The following is a 16,337-nucleotide window of genomic DNA, read 5'->3' on the forward strand; positions in this document are numbered from 1 at the left end:
TGCGTCCCTACGCTTCAGACCGGTGCCGAGGATATATTGTTTTGTAAAAAGCAACTAAAGCACCGCCTTCTCCCAAAGCGAGAATAATAGCCATTGGCATAGCCGTATAACTACCGGCAATGCCTACAAGAGGAGCCATAAGTCCTCCCGAAACAAGAGAAAAGAAGCCGATAAGAGCTGCCGCCCCGCCCGCAGCTTTCCCGTGTGCCGCCATAGCCAGGGAAAAGCTGGATGCCCCCATAGCCGAAAGGGTCGATACGGTGACAAACAATACGACGGCAATAAACACTACCGAAACTTGAAAAAAGAGGCCTAAAAATAATACGATACTTCCCGCAAACGCCAGTATCAACGCACACCGTAAAATTTTCCAATCCTCCGCATGGCCCGCCAAACGACTGACGAGAAGCCCGGTAAGCCACAAGCCGATACCGTTAATACCGAAAAGGTAACTATACGCTTGTGCCGACAAGTGGTACACGTTTTGAAAAAGAAAAGAAGATCCGGCAATATAGGCAAAAAATGCGGCAAATGCAAAGCATTGCATTATACAATGTCCCATAAAGTATGTATTCCTCATGAGAATCCTATACATAATCAGACTTTTTTTCAGCCCGCCTTTTCCCGTCGTCTTCAGAGTTTCTTTAAAGATAAGCGAGCCGACAGTTAAGCCTACTGCAATAATAAATAACAGTGCAAAAACCCCTCGCCACGAAAAGAACCTCAAAATTTGCCCCCCTATGACGGGAGCCGCAACGGGCGCCAAACCGTTGACCAACATGAGCATGGAAAACAACTTCATCAACTCGGGTCCACTCGCTATATCACGCACGACGGCACGGGCAATAACAATTCCCGCACCGCCGAAAAACCCCTGTAGCAAACGAAAACACAAAAAGGGATAAATACTGTCTGATAAAAAACAACCTGCCGTAGCCAGGGAAAAGATAAGCATAGAAGCAATTAAAGGCGGTTTGCGGCCGAAAATATCGCTAAGAGGTCCGGCAAACAGCTGTCCTACAGCCATACCTACGAGGGAACCTGTCAAAGTCAGTTGCACCATAGATGACGACACATTAAAGTTATCGGTCATAGACGGTAAGGCCGGTAGGTACATGTCTGTCGACAAGGGAGCTATGGCAGCCAATAATCCCAGGAATACGATAACAACGGGAGAGATTTTCTTACCTATTACAGTTTTATCGGTCATATCTTATAAAATCTCCTCTTCTTGTAAGCAATGTACCGCTTCAATCAACGAGTCACAAATATATAAAGCTTTATAAGCTACAGACTCACCTATGACGGCTAAATCGGGCACCAGAATAGCAGGGATTCCGCCTGTTTCAGCAGCCTTCAATCCGTTTTCCGAATCTTCAAAGACAAGTGCATCCTGCGGCTTCACAGCAAAATGTTTGCAAACGGCTAAAAAAATATCAGGATACGGTTTTCCCCTTTTAATGCTTTCCCCGCTCTGTAAGTGGGAAAAGTACTCACGTAATCCCGCCTTATTCAACAATATTTCGATTTGTATTAACGGCGATGACGATGCGACGGCACAAGGAATTCCCCTTCTTTTCGCATAGTTTAAAATTTCTTTCACACCCGGCTTTACGGGAACGGAATGAGTATTATACCACTCATTCTGGCGACGTATTTTCTCTGCACAAAGAGATTCAAAAGGGAAATCTTCTCCTATTTCTTGTAGAAAAACTTCCTTTCCGCCGGCATAGCTCATGCCTATAACGCCTTGCAATACCCCTTCGGGTATGGTATACCCTTTCTCTTTTGCCACTTCTTTCCAAATTTGCGCCGATATGGGTTCCGTATCAAAAAGGGTACCGTCCATATCGAAGATAAACAGTTTTCTCACTCCACAGCGTCTCTCCTTTTTTATAGTATATTTATTATACAGACCTGACCCATGATTTCAATATAAAAAAAGAGAGCCTTCCATGCCGCCCGTAGGCACAGATGAATCTGCCACTACGAACCGCAACGGAAAGGCTCCGTTTCTATCTCCCGTCAGGCCATAACAGTACGACCTGTTTTTGTTTTTGCGTCTCTTTTACATTAATAATGCGTTGGTTCGACGAGCCTCTAAAATACAGCCCCGGATCTTTCAGTGCTTCTTGAAAAGGTCCGTCTACCAATACATCACAAAGTTCCAACAAGGTCTTTCGGCCTTCGTCCTTAACAAGCTCATCATAAACATACCCGGAATAAACCCATATATTCGTATCAACCGCTTCTCTCACCCTCCGAATTACGGGAATAAGCCCGTCCGTATTCTGCATCGGTTCTCCCCCCAAAAGGGTCAGTCCCGATATAGTCGGCTCTTTCAAGTATGAAATAACTTGGTCAGTTTCCTTATCCGTCCACAAGGTGCCGAATTCAGGATTCTGATATTCTTCATTAAAGCAGTTATAGCAATGATGGGTACAGCCGGTTACGAAAACGGAAGTTCTGATACCGGGCCCGTTGGCAATATCCATTTTCCGTATCTGTCCGTATCGCATAGCGACTCCTCTCAATGCTTAAATGTGCATAACGCGAGACTTGATTTCCTGCGTTCTGCCTTCATTCCAGAAATTTTCTCCTAAATACCCGCATGTACGACGAATAACCGTCAGTTTGGTTTTATCTGTATTGTGGCAACGCGGGCATTCCCATTCATTATTTTCATTCAACACGATTTCACCGTCGAAACCGCATTCATGACAATAATCCAGTTTCGTATTGAATTCACCGTAGCTGATATGGTCATAAATGTATTCAATCATCGTCAAAATAGCCGGGACATTATGAGTCATGTTAGGTATTTCGGCATAACTGATGCAACCGCCTGTAGACTTGTCTTCAAATTCAGATTCAAAGGCAAATTTATCGAATACATTAATGGGTTCGCGTACGTCTACATGGTAGCTGTTCGTATAGTATCCCTTATCGGTAACATCTTTAATATTGCCGAAGCGGGAACGATCTTTCTGGCAGAAGCGATGGGTCAGGCTCTCTGCCGGTGTACCGTACAAAGCGAAGCCGATATTCGTTTCTTCACGCCACTTTTTAATATGTTCGTTCAAATCATCCATAATACGGTGAGCAAACCGTTTGCCTTCCGGAGACGTGTGCGAAACGCCCTTGGTCAACAAGGTGGCTTCATACATGCCGATATAGCCGAGGGACAGGGTTGCATAGCCGCCGTACATGAACTTTTCTATCGATTCACCCGGTTTAAGTCGGGAAATAGCTCCATATTGCCAGTGAATGGGAGATACATCGGACGTAATCTTCTTTAACAATTCTACGCGCAACAATAAAGCCTTCTTGCACAGTTCCAAACGCTTATGGAGAATTTGAAAAAACTTTTCTTCATCTCCGTCAGCCAAGATACCGATTTGCGGCAAGTTAAGAGATACGACACCCATATTAAAACGACCGTCAAACTTGTAATTACCGTCTTCATCTTTCCACGGGCTGAGGAAGGAACGGCACCCCATAGGACTGAATACATTTCCTTCATAACTTTCGCGCATTTTCTTCGCCGAAATATAATCGGGGTACATTCTTTTAGCCGTACATTCGGCAGCCAACTCGGTTAAATAATAGTAAGGCGATCCTTTACGTGCATTGTGTTCGTCCAAAACATAAATCAACTTCGGGAAAGCCGGCGTAACATACACATTGGCTTCATTTTTAATCCCCTGAATACGCTGACGCAAGATTTCTTCATCAATCAGAGCCGCTTCCTTGGCATATTCGTAGTCGGGTTGAAAATACATGAATAACGTAACAAAGGGAGCCTGTCCGTTCGTTGTCATTAATGTATTAATTTGATACTGAATAGTCTGAATGCCGTCTTTAATTTCCTTTTTAACGCGCTTCCAAGCAATTTCTTCAGCCTTTTCCATATCCGGTTCGATGCCGTATACATCTCGTTGCTCTTCTACAACCGCTTCCAAATACTTCTTAAAGGACTTACGGACATAAGGTGCCAAAATACGGTCGATGCCGTTAATAGACTGACCTCCGTACTGACCGCTCGCCACTTGAGCGATAATCTGCGTCGTAACCGTACAAGCAACCTGGAATGACCGAGGCGTATCGATTTTCTTTCCGTTAATAACCGTACCGTTAGCCAACATATCTTCCAGGTTAATAAGGCAGCAGTTGAACATAGGCTGAATGATGTAGTCCATGTCATGGAAGTGAATAGCACCGCTATCATGAGCCTGAACGATGTCGGCGGGAATCAACTTGCGGCGTGCAATATCCTTGGAGATTTCACCGGCAATCAAGTCCCGTTGCGTAGAAACAACATGGCCGTTCTTATTGGAGTTTTCATTCAAAACATCAAAATTCGTATTATCCAACAAACCGAATACGTCCGTATCCGTCGTATTGGTCTGCCGTTTAAATGCCTGAATGGTTTTATAGTTTTCGTAGGCTCTCGCCGTAGCCGGGTTATTTGCTTGAATAAGACGATAATATACCTGATCTTCAATGGCATAAATCGTCATTTCCTTATGCATTTCTTTGGCATAATCTTCAATCTCTTTAGCGATGCGATCGGCCTGACCGTCTTCATAGATGCCGCTACTGCTGTTCATTGCCTTTTCAATAGCTACCGCAATTTTCTTACGGTCAAAAGGAACCTTAGTACCGTCACGTTTGATAACTTCCAACATTTTACATCCTCCATACAAAATACTGTAGTTTTATTTACAGGCCGATGGTTATCTATACCATATATGCCACTCAAGTCGTGTTGACGACTACAAGTATAATACTACCTCTAGTAGGTGATGTCAATTAAAAACTACCATATCATGAGAATTACCCGGTCAAAAAGGCCTGTCATGCCCACAGTTACGCGAGTTGTTTCTTATATATCAATTCTTTATAAGTAACCTTTATTCTTTTTTATACCCAAAAGATCTCTGACGACGGCACCGGCCATAATCAGACCGGCAACGGAGGGCACAAAGGATATACTGCCGGGGCTGACTCGCATCGAATCTCCCGGCACCTTCGGTGTCACGGGAATTTCCTTGGAATAAACGACCTTCAGTCTGCGAATACCGCGTTCCTTCATTTTTTTACGCATAATTTTAGCCAACGGATCGACAGATGTATTCTCGATATAGTCAAGTTCAAATAGTTCGGGATGCAGCTTATTACCGGCTCCCATGGAAGAAATAAGGGGGATGCCGAGTGCATATGCCTTTTCCGCAATAGCAATCTTGGCCGTCATATTATCGACGGCATCAACAATATAATCGGGGCTGACATCTTTAATAAAGTCGGTATCTTCTTCGGGTAAGTAGAACCGCACTTGTGCATCTACACAAATATCCGGATTGACAGCCCTCACCCGTTCAGCCATAACCTCCGCCTTGGCCCTGCCTACAGTCGACGGCAGGGCTCCTAACTGACGATTGATATTCGATTCGTCAAAGACATCTTTATCGACAAGAATGAGTTTACCGATGCCGGCTCGGACGAGGGCTTCCACTGTAAAGGATCCCACACCGCCCAATCCGAATACGAGTACGGACTTCGTCGCCAAGGCGGCGACCCCGTCAGAGCCGATCAGCTTTTCCGTCCGCACGGTATATTCTTTTTTCATTTACATATTCTCCGGCACAATTTCCAGCCAATATCCGTCAGGATCGACAATAAAATAAATCCCCATATCCGGATTTTCATAAACGACACAATCCATTTCTTTATGCTTTTTCAAAGCACCTTCCATGTCGCTTACGGAAAAGGCCGTATGAAACTCGTTTTCACCGAGATTATACGGTTCCGTTCTCTTTTTGAGCCAAGTCAGCTCCAATTGGAACGGGCTGATACCGTCACCGAGATAGACAATGGTAAATTCATCTCCCCCGTCAATTCGCGATTGCTCCGTAAGTCCCAAGGCTTCTTTATAAAAGTCGAGACTTCTCTGTAAATCGAGAACATTAAAGTTTGTGTGTTTAAATGTAAATTGCATTTTATCTTCTCCTTTTATATCAATATATACCATACAAAAACTTACTTACTAATTTACTTCAAAAGCGGCTGTACTGCCCCTATTAGTCTTATTGACATGAAGTCGTGTCGTAATACGTTCCCGCAATTCGGATACATGGGAAATAATCCCCACTAAACGACCGCTTTCTTGCAGAGAACTCAGTACGCTCAATACCGTATCCAATGTTTCGCTGTCCAAGGTTCCGAAACCTTCATCAATAAAAATTGTATCAAGGCGTACACCGCCGGCATAGGCCTGGACCGTATCGGCTAATCCCAGAGCCAAGGCGGTAGAAGCCAGGAAGCTTTCACCGCCCGACAAGGTATTGGCCGGCCTGGCACAACCCGTATATTGATCAAACACCTCTATATCCAGACCGATCTGTTTTACCCGTTTGTCTTCCCATGTCGTAGAACGTTGTAACGAATAGCGTCGGCGACTCATAATGGCAAGGCGCAAGTTGGCTGCCGTCAAAACCTCATCAAGCAGAGCTCCCAACACATACCGTTCCAAACTGATACCGCTCTGCTTACCCGACGTCAACTCATAGAGACCGCCGACGGCGGCAAATTGTTTCTGCAACTCGTTCTGCTCGTTGCGCAACTGCCGAATTTGCCCTATGGCCTTATCCATATTTTCCAAGACGACCTTTGCATGTTCCGCCGCAGCGACCAGAGCCTTATATGCCGCATCTTTTTCAGCCAATATTCTTTCGCGTTCCTTTAAATCGGGCCGTGTCTTGCCTGCTGTTTCCTTGCGTTCCGCAGCTATCTGCCCTTCTACACGATGAACTGCCGCACTGTACTCGTCAATACGACTTTTCAATTCATCTCGTTGGCCGATTGACGCCTGCATGAGCCGACAATCTTCCCAGCTTGCGAAACCGTCGGCGAGAACCTTTGCCGTTAACGCCTTTTTTTCCGCCCCGTACTTTTCACGCAGACGTGCTACTTCTCCACACAGGTTCGCTATCTCACCCCTACTTGTAGCGATACGCTTCTCTACGTTGCGCACGAGATCTTCCAAATCCCGTTTTTCTTTGTCATAAGCCTGAACGGCCGCATCTATGTCACGCAATCGTTTTTCTGCGTTCTCTATGTTACGGTACTCAAGAGGTACATCTTTTTCCAAATTTTGAACGATCACCTTTTTTTCAATGCGACTTCGTTCGGCTTCATCGAAAAGACGAGTCTTCTCATCTTTCTGAAGTAAGGCGGCTTGACGTTCTTTCTGAATCGCGTCGATTCTTTCCGTAAACGACTTGTACTCAGCCGCCTTCTTGCACAATCCTTCGTATTCTTCCTTCGCCTGCCGTTCCTTCTCCAGCCAGACTGCTATATCACCGTCTGCCGGAACTTCTTCCCGCAAGCGAGTATGCTCATCCTCCTTGGCTTTCAAAAAAGCCTCTTGGCGTGAACGATACATTTGAGAGTCTGTCAGCTTCGCCTTAGCAGTCGCCAAGACCGTTTCAGCCGCCGTTACTTCGTCTTCTGTAGGAATCTGTCCCGTTTCACTTGCCGGTGCCGGATGATGGAGAGAACCGCATACGGGACAAGGATGATTTTCTTCCAACTCCTTTGCCAAGACGGCGGCTTGTCCGCTAAGGCGGGCTATTTGTAAGGTCTTAACTGTCAAATCGGCTTTCTTTTCCGCTTTTTCCGCCGCCTCTACGGCACTTTGAGCCGTCTGACAGGTCTCCTTCAAGACTCTTATATCATTTAAAAGCGACTGAGCCGTCTGTTCAGTCTTGACACGTTCCTCACATTGCCGTACAACGACGGAAGCCTTCTCCGCCGCTTCCGGTGCGGTTTTCAACTTTTCCCTTGCCGCTTTTATTCTACCTTCTTCTTCATCCAACGCAGTATAAGCCGCAATGACATCATTTAACACACGTGATGCTTCGGCAGAAGCCTTTTCGGCCCGAACCAGTTCCGCCTGTGCCTGTCCGAGCCCCTGTACCTTCGGCAATAAATTTCGCAATACGAGGGCTTCCCTTTCACTTGCATCCCTCTCTTCCTGCTTTTTTGCCACGGCTTGAAGTTGCGCCTGTTTTTCCTTCAGTTCTTCCTCTTCCCGTAGGTTAGCCGCTTCCTTTTCATCAAGAAGACGTTTGCGTGCTTTCCCTTCCGTCTCCCATTGTGCCAACGACCTGTACTGCGGTTCGTAAACAGCCGCTTTATTTAAAATATCCAACTGTTTTTCCCGTTCTTTTTGAACTTCGCTGCCGGCTTGCAAGGTCTCTAACTCACATTCCGCCTTTTCCAAGGCTGCAAAATGAGATTCTACGAGTCGGTCCGTTTCAGCTTGTTTCCGTCTTACCGCCAAGTCATCGGCACTCGCTTTTACCTCACGGCGAGCCGCTTCGACATCGGCCGTACGTTTTTCCCGTTCGCCCTCTATCTGAGCTTCTTCGCTTAAGCCCAAATCGTGTAAAATGCGGTCGACTTCAGCATTTCCGTCTTTCTGACGACTGGACAAGGCATCATACCTGGACCTCACACGCTCTTGGAAATCCTCGTATTTTTGAGTGCGAAACAGGGTCTGCATAATCTTTTGCCGTTCATCCGACTTGGCCAACAGGAGCTTTCTGAAATCGCCTTGCGGTAAGAGGACGACTTGGCGAAACTGTTCGGACTTAAATCCCAGAAGAGTTTCTACAGCCGTCGTAACTTCCGGCTTTTTAACTCCCATAAGCCGCAAATCCGTCCCATCTTTATCCGTTTCATAAAAAGCCGTCTTCGCTTTGACTCTCTTCATAGTACCGTTTTTCGCAGCAACTTCCTGTTCGGGATTGCGTTCAATGCGATAGTATTTTTGTCCCACGGAAAAACGAAAAGACACACGCGTCATCGTTTCAGGTGTCGCATGTTCACTGCGCATATGTGCTCCTGTTCGTTCATTGCCGCTCGTATGTCCGTAAAGAGCATAGGTTATGGCGTCAAGAATCGTCGTCTTCCCAGCCCCGGTAGGTCCGTAAATCAGGAAAAGAGTCTTATCACCGAGTAAGCGAAAATCCAGGACCTGTCGTCCCGCATAGGGTCCGAAGGCATCCATTTCCAAGTAAATCGGTCTCATTCTCTCTCTCCTTCTTCATCATACAGTTCCTTCCACACCTTCTCAATAAGACGCCTTTCCTCTTCCGACAAAGGCTGATCGGGCCTCATAGCTTCAGCGAAAGACACAAAGAGCTCCATATCGCTGAAAGACCTCAATAGGTGCGAACGTTGGCCTGATGTTTCGGCCACAACCCGTTCAGGCATTTCCATTGCCATCAGATTGGGATACTTACGTCGTCCCTTTCCCATAGCGTCGAGAATGGGCTCTTTATCCTTTAACCGTAACATGACATAATCATCCGTATGCTCGTCGGCCGCTCCCATAATTTCCGAGAAATATCCGGTTATAACCCGTACATCTCGAGAGGCTTCCAAGGGATGAAAATCCGTCTTGACGCGCCCGTCTCCATCTATTTCAACAAGGATAACCCCTTTTTGCTGCGAGGCTTCACTGAAAGAATACTTCATAGGACTGCCGGCATATCTGACGGTGTCGCTTCCTGCTTTCTGAGGCCCGTGCAAATGCCCCAATGCGGCATACGTAAAGGGTTCAAATATATCGGCACCTACAGCATCGGTGCCGCCTACGGCCAAGGGACGCTCCGAGTCACTACCCGTGCTTCCTGCTAAAAAAGCATGGCCTACCGCTACGCTTCTCCGTCCGGGTATAAGTCGTTTGCACGCATCGTCCCGTATTTTTAAGAGAGCTTCTTCATGGTCATGAATCGTTGTGTCCCCATACAAGAACCGCACTTTAGCCGGATCCGCATAAGGCAGGAGCACGAAATCAACGGGGCCGTACGAATCACTCAATGTCACAACAGTTCCGGAAAGAACGGGATCACCGGCTATATACAGACCTTCTCTTTTTAATAACGGACCGGCGAAATCAAGACGTCTACCACTATCGTGATTGCCGCCTATAACGATAAAGGGAATCTTCAAGTCTTCTACAATTTTCGTCACTACATGACTGAATAATTCCACCGCTTCCGCCGGAGGCAAACTGCGATCATAAACATCGCCTGCCAAGACGACCGCATGGGGATGATAAGACTCGACAAGCGGTAAAAACTGCTCGGTCAGCAACTGCCGTTGCATATCCGTTAAGTATTCTCCGTAGAACATCTTCCCCAAATGCCAGTCTGCCGTATGTATGATTTTCATAATACAGTCCTTTCCGCTTACAATGTAATGTGAATCAATTATAGCATATCCCTTGAATAGGCCGAGATATAGTGACAGAAAAAAGCTGCGAGACACGCTCGCAGCTTTTAAGGCATCTTCATACTATACTTTTTTATTGCGGCATTGGGGACATAATCCCGTAAATGCTACACCGACGGAGTCGACTACATAACCTGTCTGCTCAGCCGCCGCCTTGGCCATACCATCCTGGTCAATGTCCACGTCTGCAATTTGATTGCACGACGTGCAGCGAATGTGTGCGTGAGGCATTGTATTATAATCGTAACGATGGGCATCTTCACCGCATTGCAATACTTTAACAACACCGATTTTCGCAAAGATTTCCATCGTCTTGTATACAGTAGCCAAACTCATGGAAGGATACTGAGGTTGTAACTCTCGGTAAATGACTTCCGCATTCGGATGCGTCGGATTATGCTCGATTACTGCATATACAGCCAATCGTTGCGGCGTAACTTTATATCCGTTTTGCCGTAACACTTCAGCAATATCCACTATAGCCACCCCCCCTTCTGTGTTGATACCTGTAAAAAACGCTCTTTCCTTTTACAGATAGAGAATTTTCTTTATTAAATTGTAACCGTTATTAATGAAATAATCAATAGGGTAATTGAAATTTTTTATTAATTTTCTTGCATAGACCGTATCTCATTGACGCCGCCCTTGTTTTTCCGCATAATAGGCCGAGAAAGGAGTCTACCATGACAGAAGACCGGATTATATACAATATAGCCTCTGATTTGAAAATCAAGGCGCATCAGGTAAAGGCAACCCTCCATTTACTGGAAGAAAAAAACACGATTCCCTTTATCGCACGCTATCGTAAAGAAGCGACAGGCTCCTTGGATGAAGTACAGTTGCGAGCCGTACAGGAACGTTTTGAATATGAAAGCCTCCTGGCCGACCGCAAAAAAACCGTGGAGCAAAGTATTCGTGAACAGGGGCTTTGGACACAAGACCTGTCTCGTTCCTTGGAAAAAGCAACTCTTCTTCGCGAAGTAGAAGATCTATACCTGCCTTACAAACCGAAAAAACGAACAAAGGCTTCAGCCGCTCGTGAAGCGGGCTTGGCCCCCTTTGCAGAAAGAATGATACGGCAAAATCAGCGTGATCCGTCGCCGGAAAGGGTAGCCGCATCTTATGTAAACGATACCGTTCTTTCTACAGAAGATGCGATTAACGGAGCTCTTTATATTATTGCCGAAACCCTGTCGGAAAATGCCGACTGCCGACAAACCATTCGCAAGGACCTTTGGAAACATGCCGTACTGGAGTGTTCCCTAACTGTTGATGAAGACGAAGCCGGTCCTTTTGCTACTTATAAAGACTACAGCGAACGAATTTCTCTCATGCCGAGCCATCGAATTCTTGCCGTTACCCGCGGAGAAAGTCTGAAAATATTAAAAGTACGTTTACAAGCCGACCATGAAGCCCATATAGAACGTTTATCCCGGCAACTCATTACCGGACCTTCGCCGTATACGAGCTTACTCAAAGCGGCGGCGACCGACAGCTACAAGCGCCTTATTTTTCCGCAATTGGAAAGAGAAATAAGAAACGAACTCTTCGAACGCGGTGAAAAACAGGCCATTACGATTTTCTCCGAAAATCTACGCAGTCTTTTGATGCAACCGCCCTTTACGCAACAAACGATCCTCGGTCTGGACCCGGGATACCGCACCGGTTGCAAAGCTGCCGTCATCGATCCTACAGGAAATGTCCTTGACTACGGTACGTGCATGCTCACCGGTTCGGAAAAACAAAAAAGCCTGGCTGCCGACACGCTTACCCGTTTTATTAAGACCTACGGAGTCAATCTCATCTCCATCGGCAACGGTACAGCTTCTTATGAAACGGAACAATTTGTATCTGCCCTGATTGGTGACAGAAAACTTCCGTGCTCCTACATTATCACCAATGAATCCGGGGCCTCCGTATACTCCGCCTCCGATTTGGCACGTGCCGAACTTCCGGACCTGGATGTAACCATCCGCGGTGCCGTATCCATTGCCCGGCGTATCCAAGACCCCTTGGCCGAATTCATAAAAATCGACCCTAAGTCCATCGGAGTCGGCCAATACCAACATGACGTAAATCAGAAAAAGCTGACTTCCGCCTTGGATGACATTGTTGAATCGGTAGTAAATCGAGTGGGTGTTGATTTAAATACAGCCTCTCAAGCCTTATTACAACATATTTCAGGACTGACAGCCGCCACGGCAGGCAATATTGTAGCTTACCGTAATACCAACGGTCCCTTTCACAGTCGCAAAGAACTGAAAAAAATCCCGCGCTTAGGTGCCGCTACCTTTACTCAATGTGCGGGCTTCTTACGCATAAAAGACGGCACCGACCCCCTGGATAATACCTCCGTACATCCCGAATCCTATAATTTGACAAAAAAGATTGCCGCTCATTACGGATTCAGTCTCCACGACTTGAAAGACGAAATGCATCTAGATGATTTAAAAAAGAAAGTTCAAGAAAGTGATGCCGCCATATTGGCTCCCCTTCTTGAAGCCGGCGAACCGACTATACGCGATATTATTTCCGAACTTCGCAAACCCGGTCGCGATATTCGCAGCGATCTGCCTCAACCTTTAACGCGAAAAAAACTCATGTCTCTTGACGAGCTTCAAGTGGGGACTGTCGTAAAAGGAACGGTGCAGAACGTTGTTGACTTCGGAGCCTTCGTCGACTTCGGTTTGAAAACGGCGGGACTTATACACCGCTCCGAGCTGAGCACTCGTCCCTTTAAACACCCCTTGGATATCCTTCATACCGGTGATATTGTAGAAGCACAAATCATCGGCGTTGAAGCTAAAAAAAATCGTATCGCCCTATCAATAAAGGCTCTCGAAAAAGTCAAAAACTGAAGACCCTGTCACTGATTCATACAACCGGAAATTCCTTCTTTATATATTAAGAATAAATCATTACATGCTTTTAACTTCTCTTTTAATTGCAAAATTTCTTCATTTTTTTATTTGACAGTATCAATTTCTCATGATAGACTTACGTCATCAAATTAATACAGGTGCAATGAAGAGAAGAGTACATGAGAGTGACTGTCACAGAGAGCTTCCGTTTCGGTGCAAGGAAGTACATGATATTTCATGGAAGATGGCCTCTGAGCAGGTAGCCGAATAATTAAGCTGCCCGGGAACACCCGTTACAGTGTTAGAGTATTCAGGGCCTTGTGCCTGCGTACTTGAAAAGGCATATATCGCGAGGTATATGTGAAATTGGGTGGTAACACGGTACTTCCGTCCCTTATGGGGCGGAAGTTTTTTTATGGTCCCGACTGACTATCATTATTTTATAAACCTATGGAGGAAACAAACATGAGCGAACAAACAAAAAATTACAAATTCGAAACGTTACAGCAACATGCAGGCCAAGTTCCCGATCCCGTAACAGGGTCCCGCGCCGTCCCCATTTATCAGACAACTTCTTATGTTTTTAAGGATACTCAAGACGGTGAAGACCAATTCGCACTCCGCCAGCCGGGTTACATTTATTCCCGTTTGGCTAACCCGACTCAGGAAGTCTTTGAAAAACGTATTGCCGCACTGGAAGGCGGTACAGCCGCTTTGGCAACGGCCAGCGGCTCTTCGGCTATTTCTTTGGCTGTTCTCAATATAGCCGGTGCCGGAGATGAAATCGTGGCGGCTCCGACCCTCTACGGCGGTACGGTAGAACTCTTTACGGAAACATTCAAACATATCGGCATTACGACACGCTTCTTTAATCCCGACGAGTTGGACAGCTTAAAAACCGCAATTACGGATAAGACTAAGCTGGTTTACATTGAAAGCCTCGGTAACCCGGCTATTAACATTCCCGACTTCGAAGAAATTGCTCGCATTGCCCATGAAAACGGGCTGCCTGTCTTTGTAGACAACACCTTTGCTACTCCGTACCTCTTCCGTCCCCTTGAACACGGTGCCGACGTCGTCTTACATTCGGCAACTAAATTCATCGGCGGACACGGTACAACCTTGGGCGGTGTCATTGTCGAAAACGCATCCTTTGATTGGGCCGCTTCGGGTCGTTTCCCTGAGCTTACTTCTCCCGATGCATCCTATAACGGTATCAACTTCTTCAAAGACGTTCCTACCGCTCCCTTCGTAACACGTATTCGTGCCAAGGGTCTGCGTGATCTCGGTCCTGCAATCAGCCCTTTCAACGCCTGGTTACTCCTGCAAGGAACGGAAACCTTATCGCTCCGCGTAGAACGCCACGTAGAAAATGCTCGTAAAATTGCAGATTTCTTGGAACACCACGATAAGGTGGCCAAGGTAAACTACCCCTCCTTACCGTCTTCTCCGTACTACCAATTAGCTCAAAAATATTTTCCTAAGGGAGCAGGCTCCATTTTCTCCTTCGAACTAAAGGGGGGCTATCAGGCCGGTCGCGATTTCATCGATAAGACGGAAATCTTCTCCAATTTGGCTAATGTAGGCGACTCCAAGTCTTTGCTTATTCACCCCTCTTCTACGACTCACCAGCAGCTCGATGCCAAGGCTCAGGAAGCTGCCGGCATCACGCCGGGTACGGTTCGTATATCCGTAGGTATCGAAAATGTAGATGATTTGATTGCCGACTTGGAACAGGCCTTAGCTTCCGTATAAACATTATATGAGATATACAAAAAGGGTCATTGCACGTAAGTGCAATGACCCTTTTACGATTCAATTCACGACCGTTACCGCCACATCTGAAAATCTCCCTATAGGCCCAAGTGTGGCTTATAGGGAGATTTTTATTATTGTGATTTATTTTGTCCCGAAAATACGGTCACCCGCATCGCCGAGTCCGGGCACGATATACCCGTGTTCATTCAATTTTTCATCTAAAGCGGCTACAAAAATCTTAACATCCGGATGATCGGCGTTAATTTTTTCAACACCCGTAGGTGCCGCAACGAGGCACATTAACTTAATATGTTGAATGCCCCTTTCCTTTAAGAGAGTAATAGCTGCGGAAGCGCTGCCGCCGGTAGCCAACATGGGATCGACAATAATGAAGTCACGTCCTTCCACATCAGGAAGTTTACAGTAGTATTCAACCGGTTCCAACGTCTGAGGATCTCGATATAAGCCGATATGACCGACCTTAGCCGTCGGGATGAGATTCAACATTCCCTGTACCATACCCAAGCCGGCACGCAATACGGGAACAATACCCAACTTCTTACCGCTGATTTGTTTTCCCGTCATCTTTGTTATAGGTGTTTCTATAGCTACATCTTCCAAGGTCAAATCACGAGTAATTTCATAGCCCATGAGCATTGTAATTTCTTCCAGTAATTCACGAAAATCTTTCGAACCCGTTTCTTTCATGCGCATTAAGGTTACCTTATGTTGAATAAGAGGGTGATCCATTACTTGTACTTCCATGATGAGACTCCTTCCGCTTCCTTATTTATCTAATTCCTTAATCATATTGACACGAATTTCATGGCGACCTCCGTCAAACCCGGTGCTCAGAAAAACATCGACAATAGCCTTAGCCAAACCCGGGCCGATAACCCGTTCACCCAGGGTCAAGATATTGGCATCGTTATGGCGTCGAGCAAATTCTGCTGAATACGTATCGCCGCACAAGGCTGCACGAATACCGTGAATCTTATTAGCTGCAATCCCGATGCCGATCCCCGTTCCGCAAACCAGAATGCCCTTATCAAAGGTTCCGTCCGCCACTGCACGAGCCGCTTTTTCGGCAATGAGAGGATAATCGCACCGTTCAGGCGTATGAGTTCCGTAATCGGTAAACTCGATACCTTTTTCCGTTAAGTGGGCTTTGACTTCTTCCTTCAGTCTAAAACCGCCGTGATCACTTGCAATAACCAATTTCATTCCGTCGCCTCCTCCGTAACCCTGTTTATTATACACGAATTTATACAAATTTACACGGTCATAACATCTCCGTCCGCCGCTTTTTTCATTCGATTCATAACAGCCGTACCTATACCGCCTGTCTCTACCCCTTCCGCAACGATCAGATCGACGGGATGCTCATCAAAAAACAACAGGCCTCGATATAATTCT

The 16,337-nt window shown here is 46.2% G+C and carries 14 protein-coding genes and 1 other annotated feature; of the genes, 2 read left to right on the forward strand and 12 right to left on the reverse strand.

The window, feature by feature from the left end:
- Nucleotides 1-7: 7 nt before the first annotated feature.
- From PGX78_RS02310 to PGX78_RS02350, 9 genes are all read right to left on the reverse strand, one after another.
- Nucleotides 8-1,210 (reverse strand): multidrug effflux MFS transporter, encoded by a 1,203-nt coding sequence (locus PGX78_RS02310; RefSeq protein ID WP_270445225.1) that lies wholly within the window; start codon nucleotides 1,208-1,210, stop codon nucleotides 8-10.
- A 3-nt stretch (nucleotides 1,211-1,213) separates the two neighbouring features.
- Nucleotides 1,214-1,873: an HAD family hydrolase gene (locus tag PGX78_RS02315; RefSeq protein WP_270445226.1), complete on the reverse strand. Its 660-nt coding sequence runs from the start codon at nucleotides 1,871-1,873 to the stop codon at nucleotides 1,214-1,216.
- Nucleotides 1,874-2,015: 142 nt separating this feature from the next.
- A complete protein-coding gene (gene nrdG / locus PGX78_RS02320) occupies nucleotides 2,016-2,519 on the reverse strand; it encodes an anaerobic ribonucleoside-triphosphate reductase activating protein (protein WP_270445227.1) in 504 nt (167 codons plus the stop codon).
- A gap of 18 nt (nucleotides 2,520-2,537) precedes the next feature.
- Nucleotides 2,538-4,688 (reverse strand): anaerobic ribonucleoside-triphosphate reductase, encoded by a 2,151-nt coding sequence (nrdD, locus tag PGX78_RS02325; protein ID WP_270445228.1) that lies wholly within the window; start codon nucleotides 4,686-4,688, stop codon nucleotides 2,538-2,540.
- 212 nt (nucleotides 4,689-4,900) lie between these two features.
- On the reverse strand, nucleotides 4,901-5,629 hold the full coding sequence (locus tag PGX78_RS02330) for a tRNA threonylcarbamoyladenosine dehydratase (protein ID WP_270445229.1): 729 nt from the start codon (nucleotides 5,627-5,629) through the stop codon (nucleotides 4,901-4,903).
- Nucleotides 5,630-5,998, reverse strand: coding sequence for a VOC family protein (locus PGX78_RS02335; protein ID WP_040773529.1), 369 nt, complete (start codon nucleotides 5,996-5,998; stop codon nucleotides 5,630-5,632).
- 48 nt (nucleotides 5,999-6,046) lie between these two features.
- The gene (locus PGX78_RS02340) at nucleotides 6,047-9,094 is read right to left on the reverse strand and encodes an AAA family ATPase (RefSeq protein WP_270445230.1); all 3,048 of its coding nucleotides are present in this window, start codon (nucleotides 9,092-9,094) and stop codon (nucleotides 6,047-6,049) included.
- Complete coding sequence (locus PGX78_RS02345; protein WP_270445231.1) at nucleotides 9,091-10,242, reverse strand: exonuclease SbcCD subunit D; 1,152 nt, start codon at nucleotides 10,240-10,242, stop codon at nucleotides 9,091-9,093. Before PGX78_RS02345 ends, PGX78_RS02340 begins: the two co-directional genes overlap by 4 nt.
- Before the next feature lie 123 nt (nucleotides 10,243-10,365).
- Complete coding sequence (locus tag PGX78_RS02350) at nucleotides 10,366-10,779, reverse strand: Fur family transcriptional regulator (protein WP_040773532.1); 414 nt, start codon at nucleotides 10,777-10,779, stop codon at nucleotides 10,366-10,368.
- Between the two features lie 206 nt (nucleotides 10,780-10,985).
- Between PGX78_RS02350 and PGX78_RS02355 the strand changes: the two genes are divergently transcribed.
- Together PGX78_RS02355 and PGX78_RS02360 are read left to right on the forward strand one after the other, a co-directional pair.
- Complete coding sequence (locus PGX78_RS02355) at nucleotides 10,986-13,160, forward strand: Tex family protein (RefSeq protein WP_270445232.1); 2,175 nt, start codon at nucleotides 10,986-10,988, stop codon at nucleotides 13,158-13,160.
- 157 nt (nucleotides 13,161-13,317) lie between these two features.
- Nucleotides 13,318-13,561: a binding site (T-box leader), on the forward strand.
- A 67-nt stretch (nucleotides 13,562-13,628) separates the two neighbouring features.
- Nucleotides 13,629-14,918: an O-acetylhomoserine aminocarboxypropyltransferase/cysteine synthase family protein gene (locus PGX78_RS02360; RefSeq protein WP_270445233.1), complete on the forward strand. Its 1,290-nt coding sequence runs from the start codon at nucleotides 13,629-13,631 to the stop codon at nucleotides 14,916-14,918.
- A gap of 144 nt (nucleotides 14,919-15,062) precedes the next feature.
- Here the strand turns inward: PGX78_RS02360 and upp are convergent, their stop codons facing one another.
- The 3 genes from upp to PGX78_RS02375 all read right to left on the reverse strand — a co-directional run.
- Nucleotides 15,063-15,686: a uracil phosphoribosyltransferase gene (upp, locus tag PGX78_RS02365; RefSeq protein ID WP_006941515.1), complete on the reverse strand. Its 624-nt coding sequence runs from the start codon at nucleotides 15,684-15,686 to the stop codon at nucleotides 15,063-15,065.
- A gap of 21 nt (nucleotides 15,687-15,707) precedes the next feature.
- Entirely contained in the window at nucleotides 15,708-16,145 is a 438-nt protein-coding gene (rpiB, locus tag PGX78_RS02370) for a ribose 5-phosphate isomerase B (protein ID WP_040773538.1), read from the reverse strand.
- 50 nt (nucleotides 16,146-16,195) lie between these two features.
- On the reverse strand, nucleotides 16,196-16,337 hold a 142-nt coding region (locus PGX78_RS02375), incomplete at its 5' end, for a Sua5 family C-terminal domain-containing protein (protein ID WP_333523835.1).

The organism is Megasphaera sp. AF13-6AC (assembly GCF_027685385.1).
GTDB lineage: Bacteria > Bacillota > Negativicutes > Veillonellales > Megasphaeraceae > Megasphaera > Megasphaera micronuciformis.

Bases quoted from the DNA above. Each gene is read 5' to 3' on its own strand.
- PGX78_RS02310 (WP_270445225.1), bottom strand. From the start codon at position 1,210: ATGACCGATAAAACTGTAATAGGTAAGAAAATCTCTCCCGTTGTTATC.
- nrdG (WP_270445227.1), bottom strand. From the start codon at position 2,519: ATGCGATACGGACAGATACGGAAAATGGATATTGCCAACGGGCCCGGT.
- nrdD (WP_270445228.1), bottom strand. From the start codon at position 4,688: ATGTTGGAAGTTATCAAACGTGACGGTACTAAGGTTCCTTTTGACCGT.
- PGX78_RS02330 (WP_270445229.1), bottom strand. From the start codon at position 5,629: ATGAAAAAAGAATATACCGTGCGGACGGAAAAGCTGATCGGCTCTGAC.
- PGX78_RS02335 (WP_040773529.1), bottom strand. From the start codon at position 5,998: ATGCAATTTACATTTAAACACACAAACTTTAATGTTCTCGATTTACAG.
- PGX78_RS02340 (WP_270445230.1), bottom strand. From the start codon at position 9,094: ATGAGACCGATTTACTTGGAAATGGATGCCTTCGGACCCTATGCGGGA.
- PGX78_RS02345 (WP_270445231.1), bottom strand. From the start codon at position 10,242: ATGAAAATCATACATACGGCAGACTGGCATTTGGGGAAGATGTTCTAC.
- PGX78_RS02355 (WP_270445232.1), top strand. From the start codon at position 10,986: ATGACAGAAGACCGGATTATATACAATATAGCCTCTGATTTGAAAATC.
- PGX78_RS02360 (WP_270445233.1), top strand. From the start codon at position 13,629: ATGAGCGAACAAACAAAAAATTACAAATTCGAAACGTTACAGCAACAT.
- upp (WP_006941515.1), bottom strand. From the start codon at position 15,686: ATGGAAGTACAAGTAATGGATCACCCTCTTATTCAACATAAGGTAACC.
- rpiB (WP_040773538.1), bottom strand. From the start codon at position 16,145: ATGAAATTGGTTATTGCAAGTGATCACGGCGGTTTTAGACTGAAGGAA.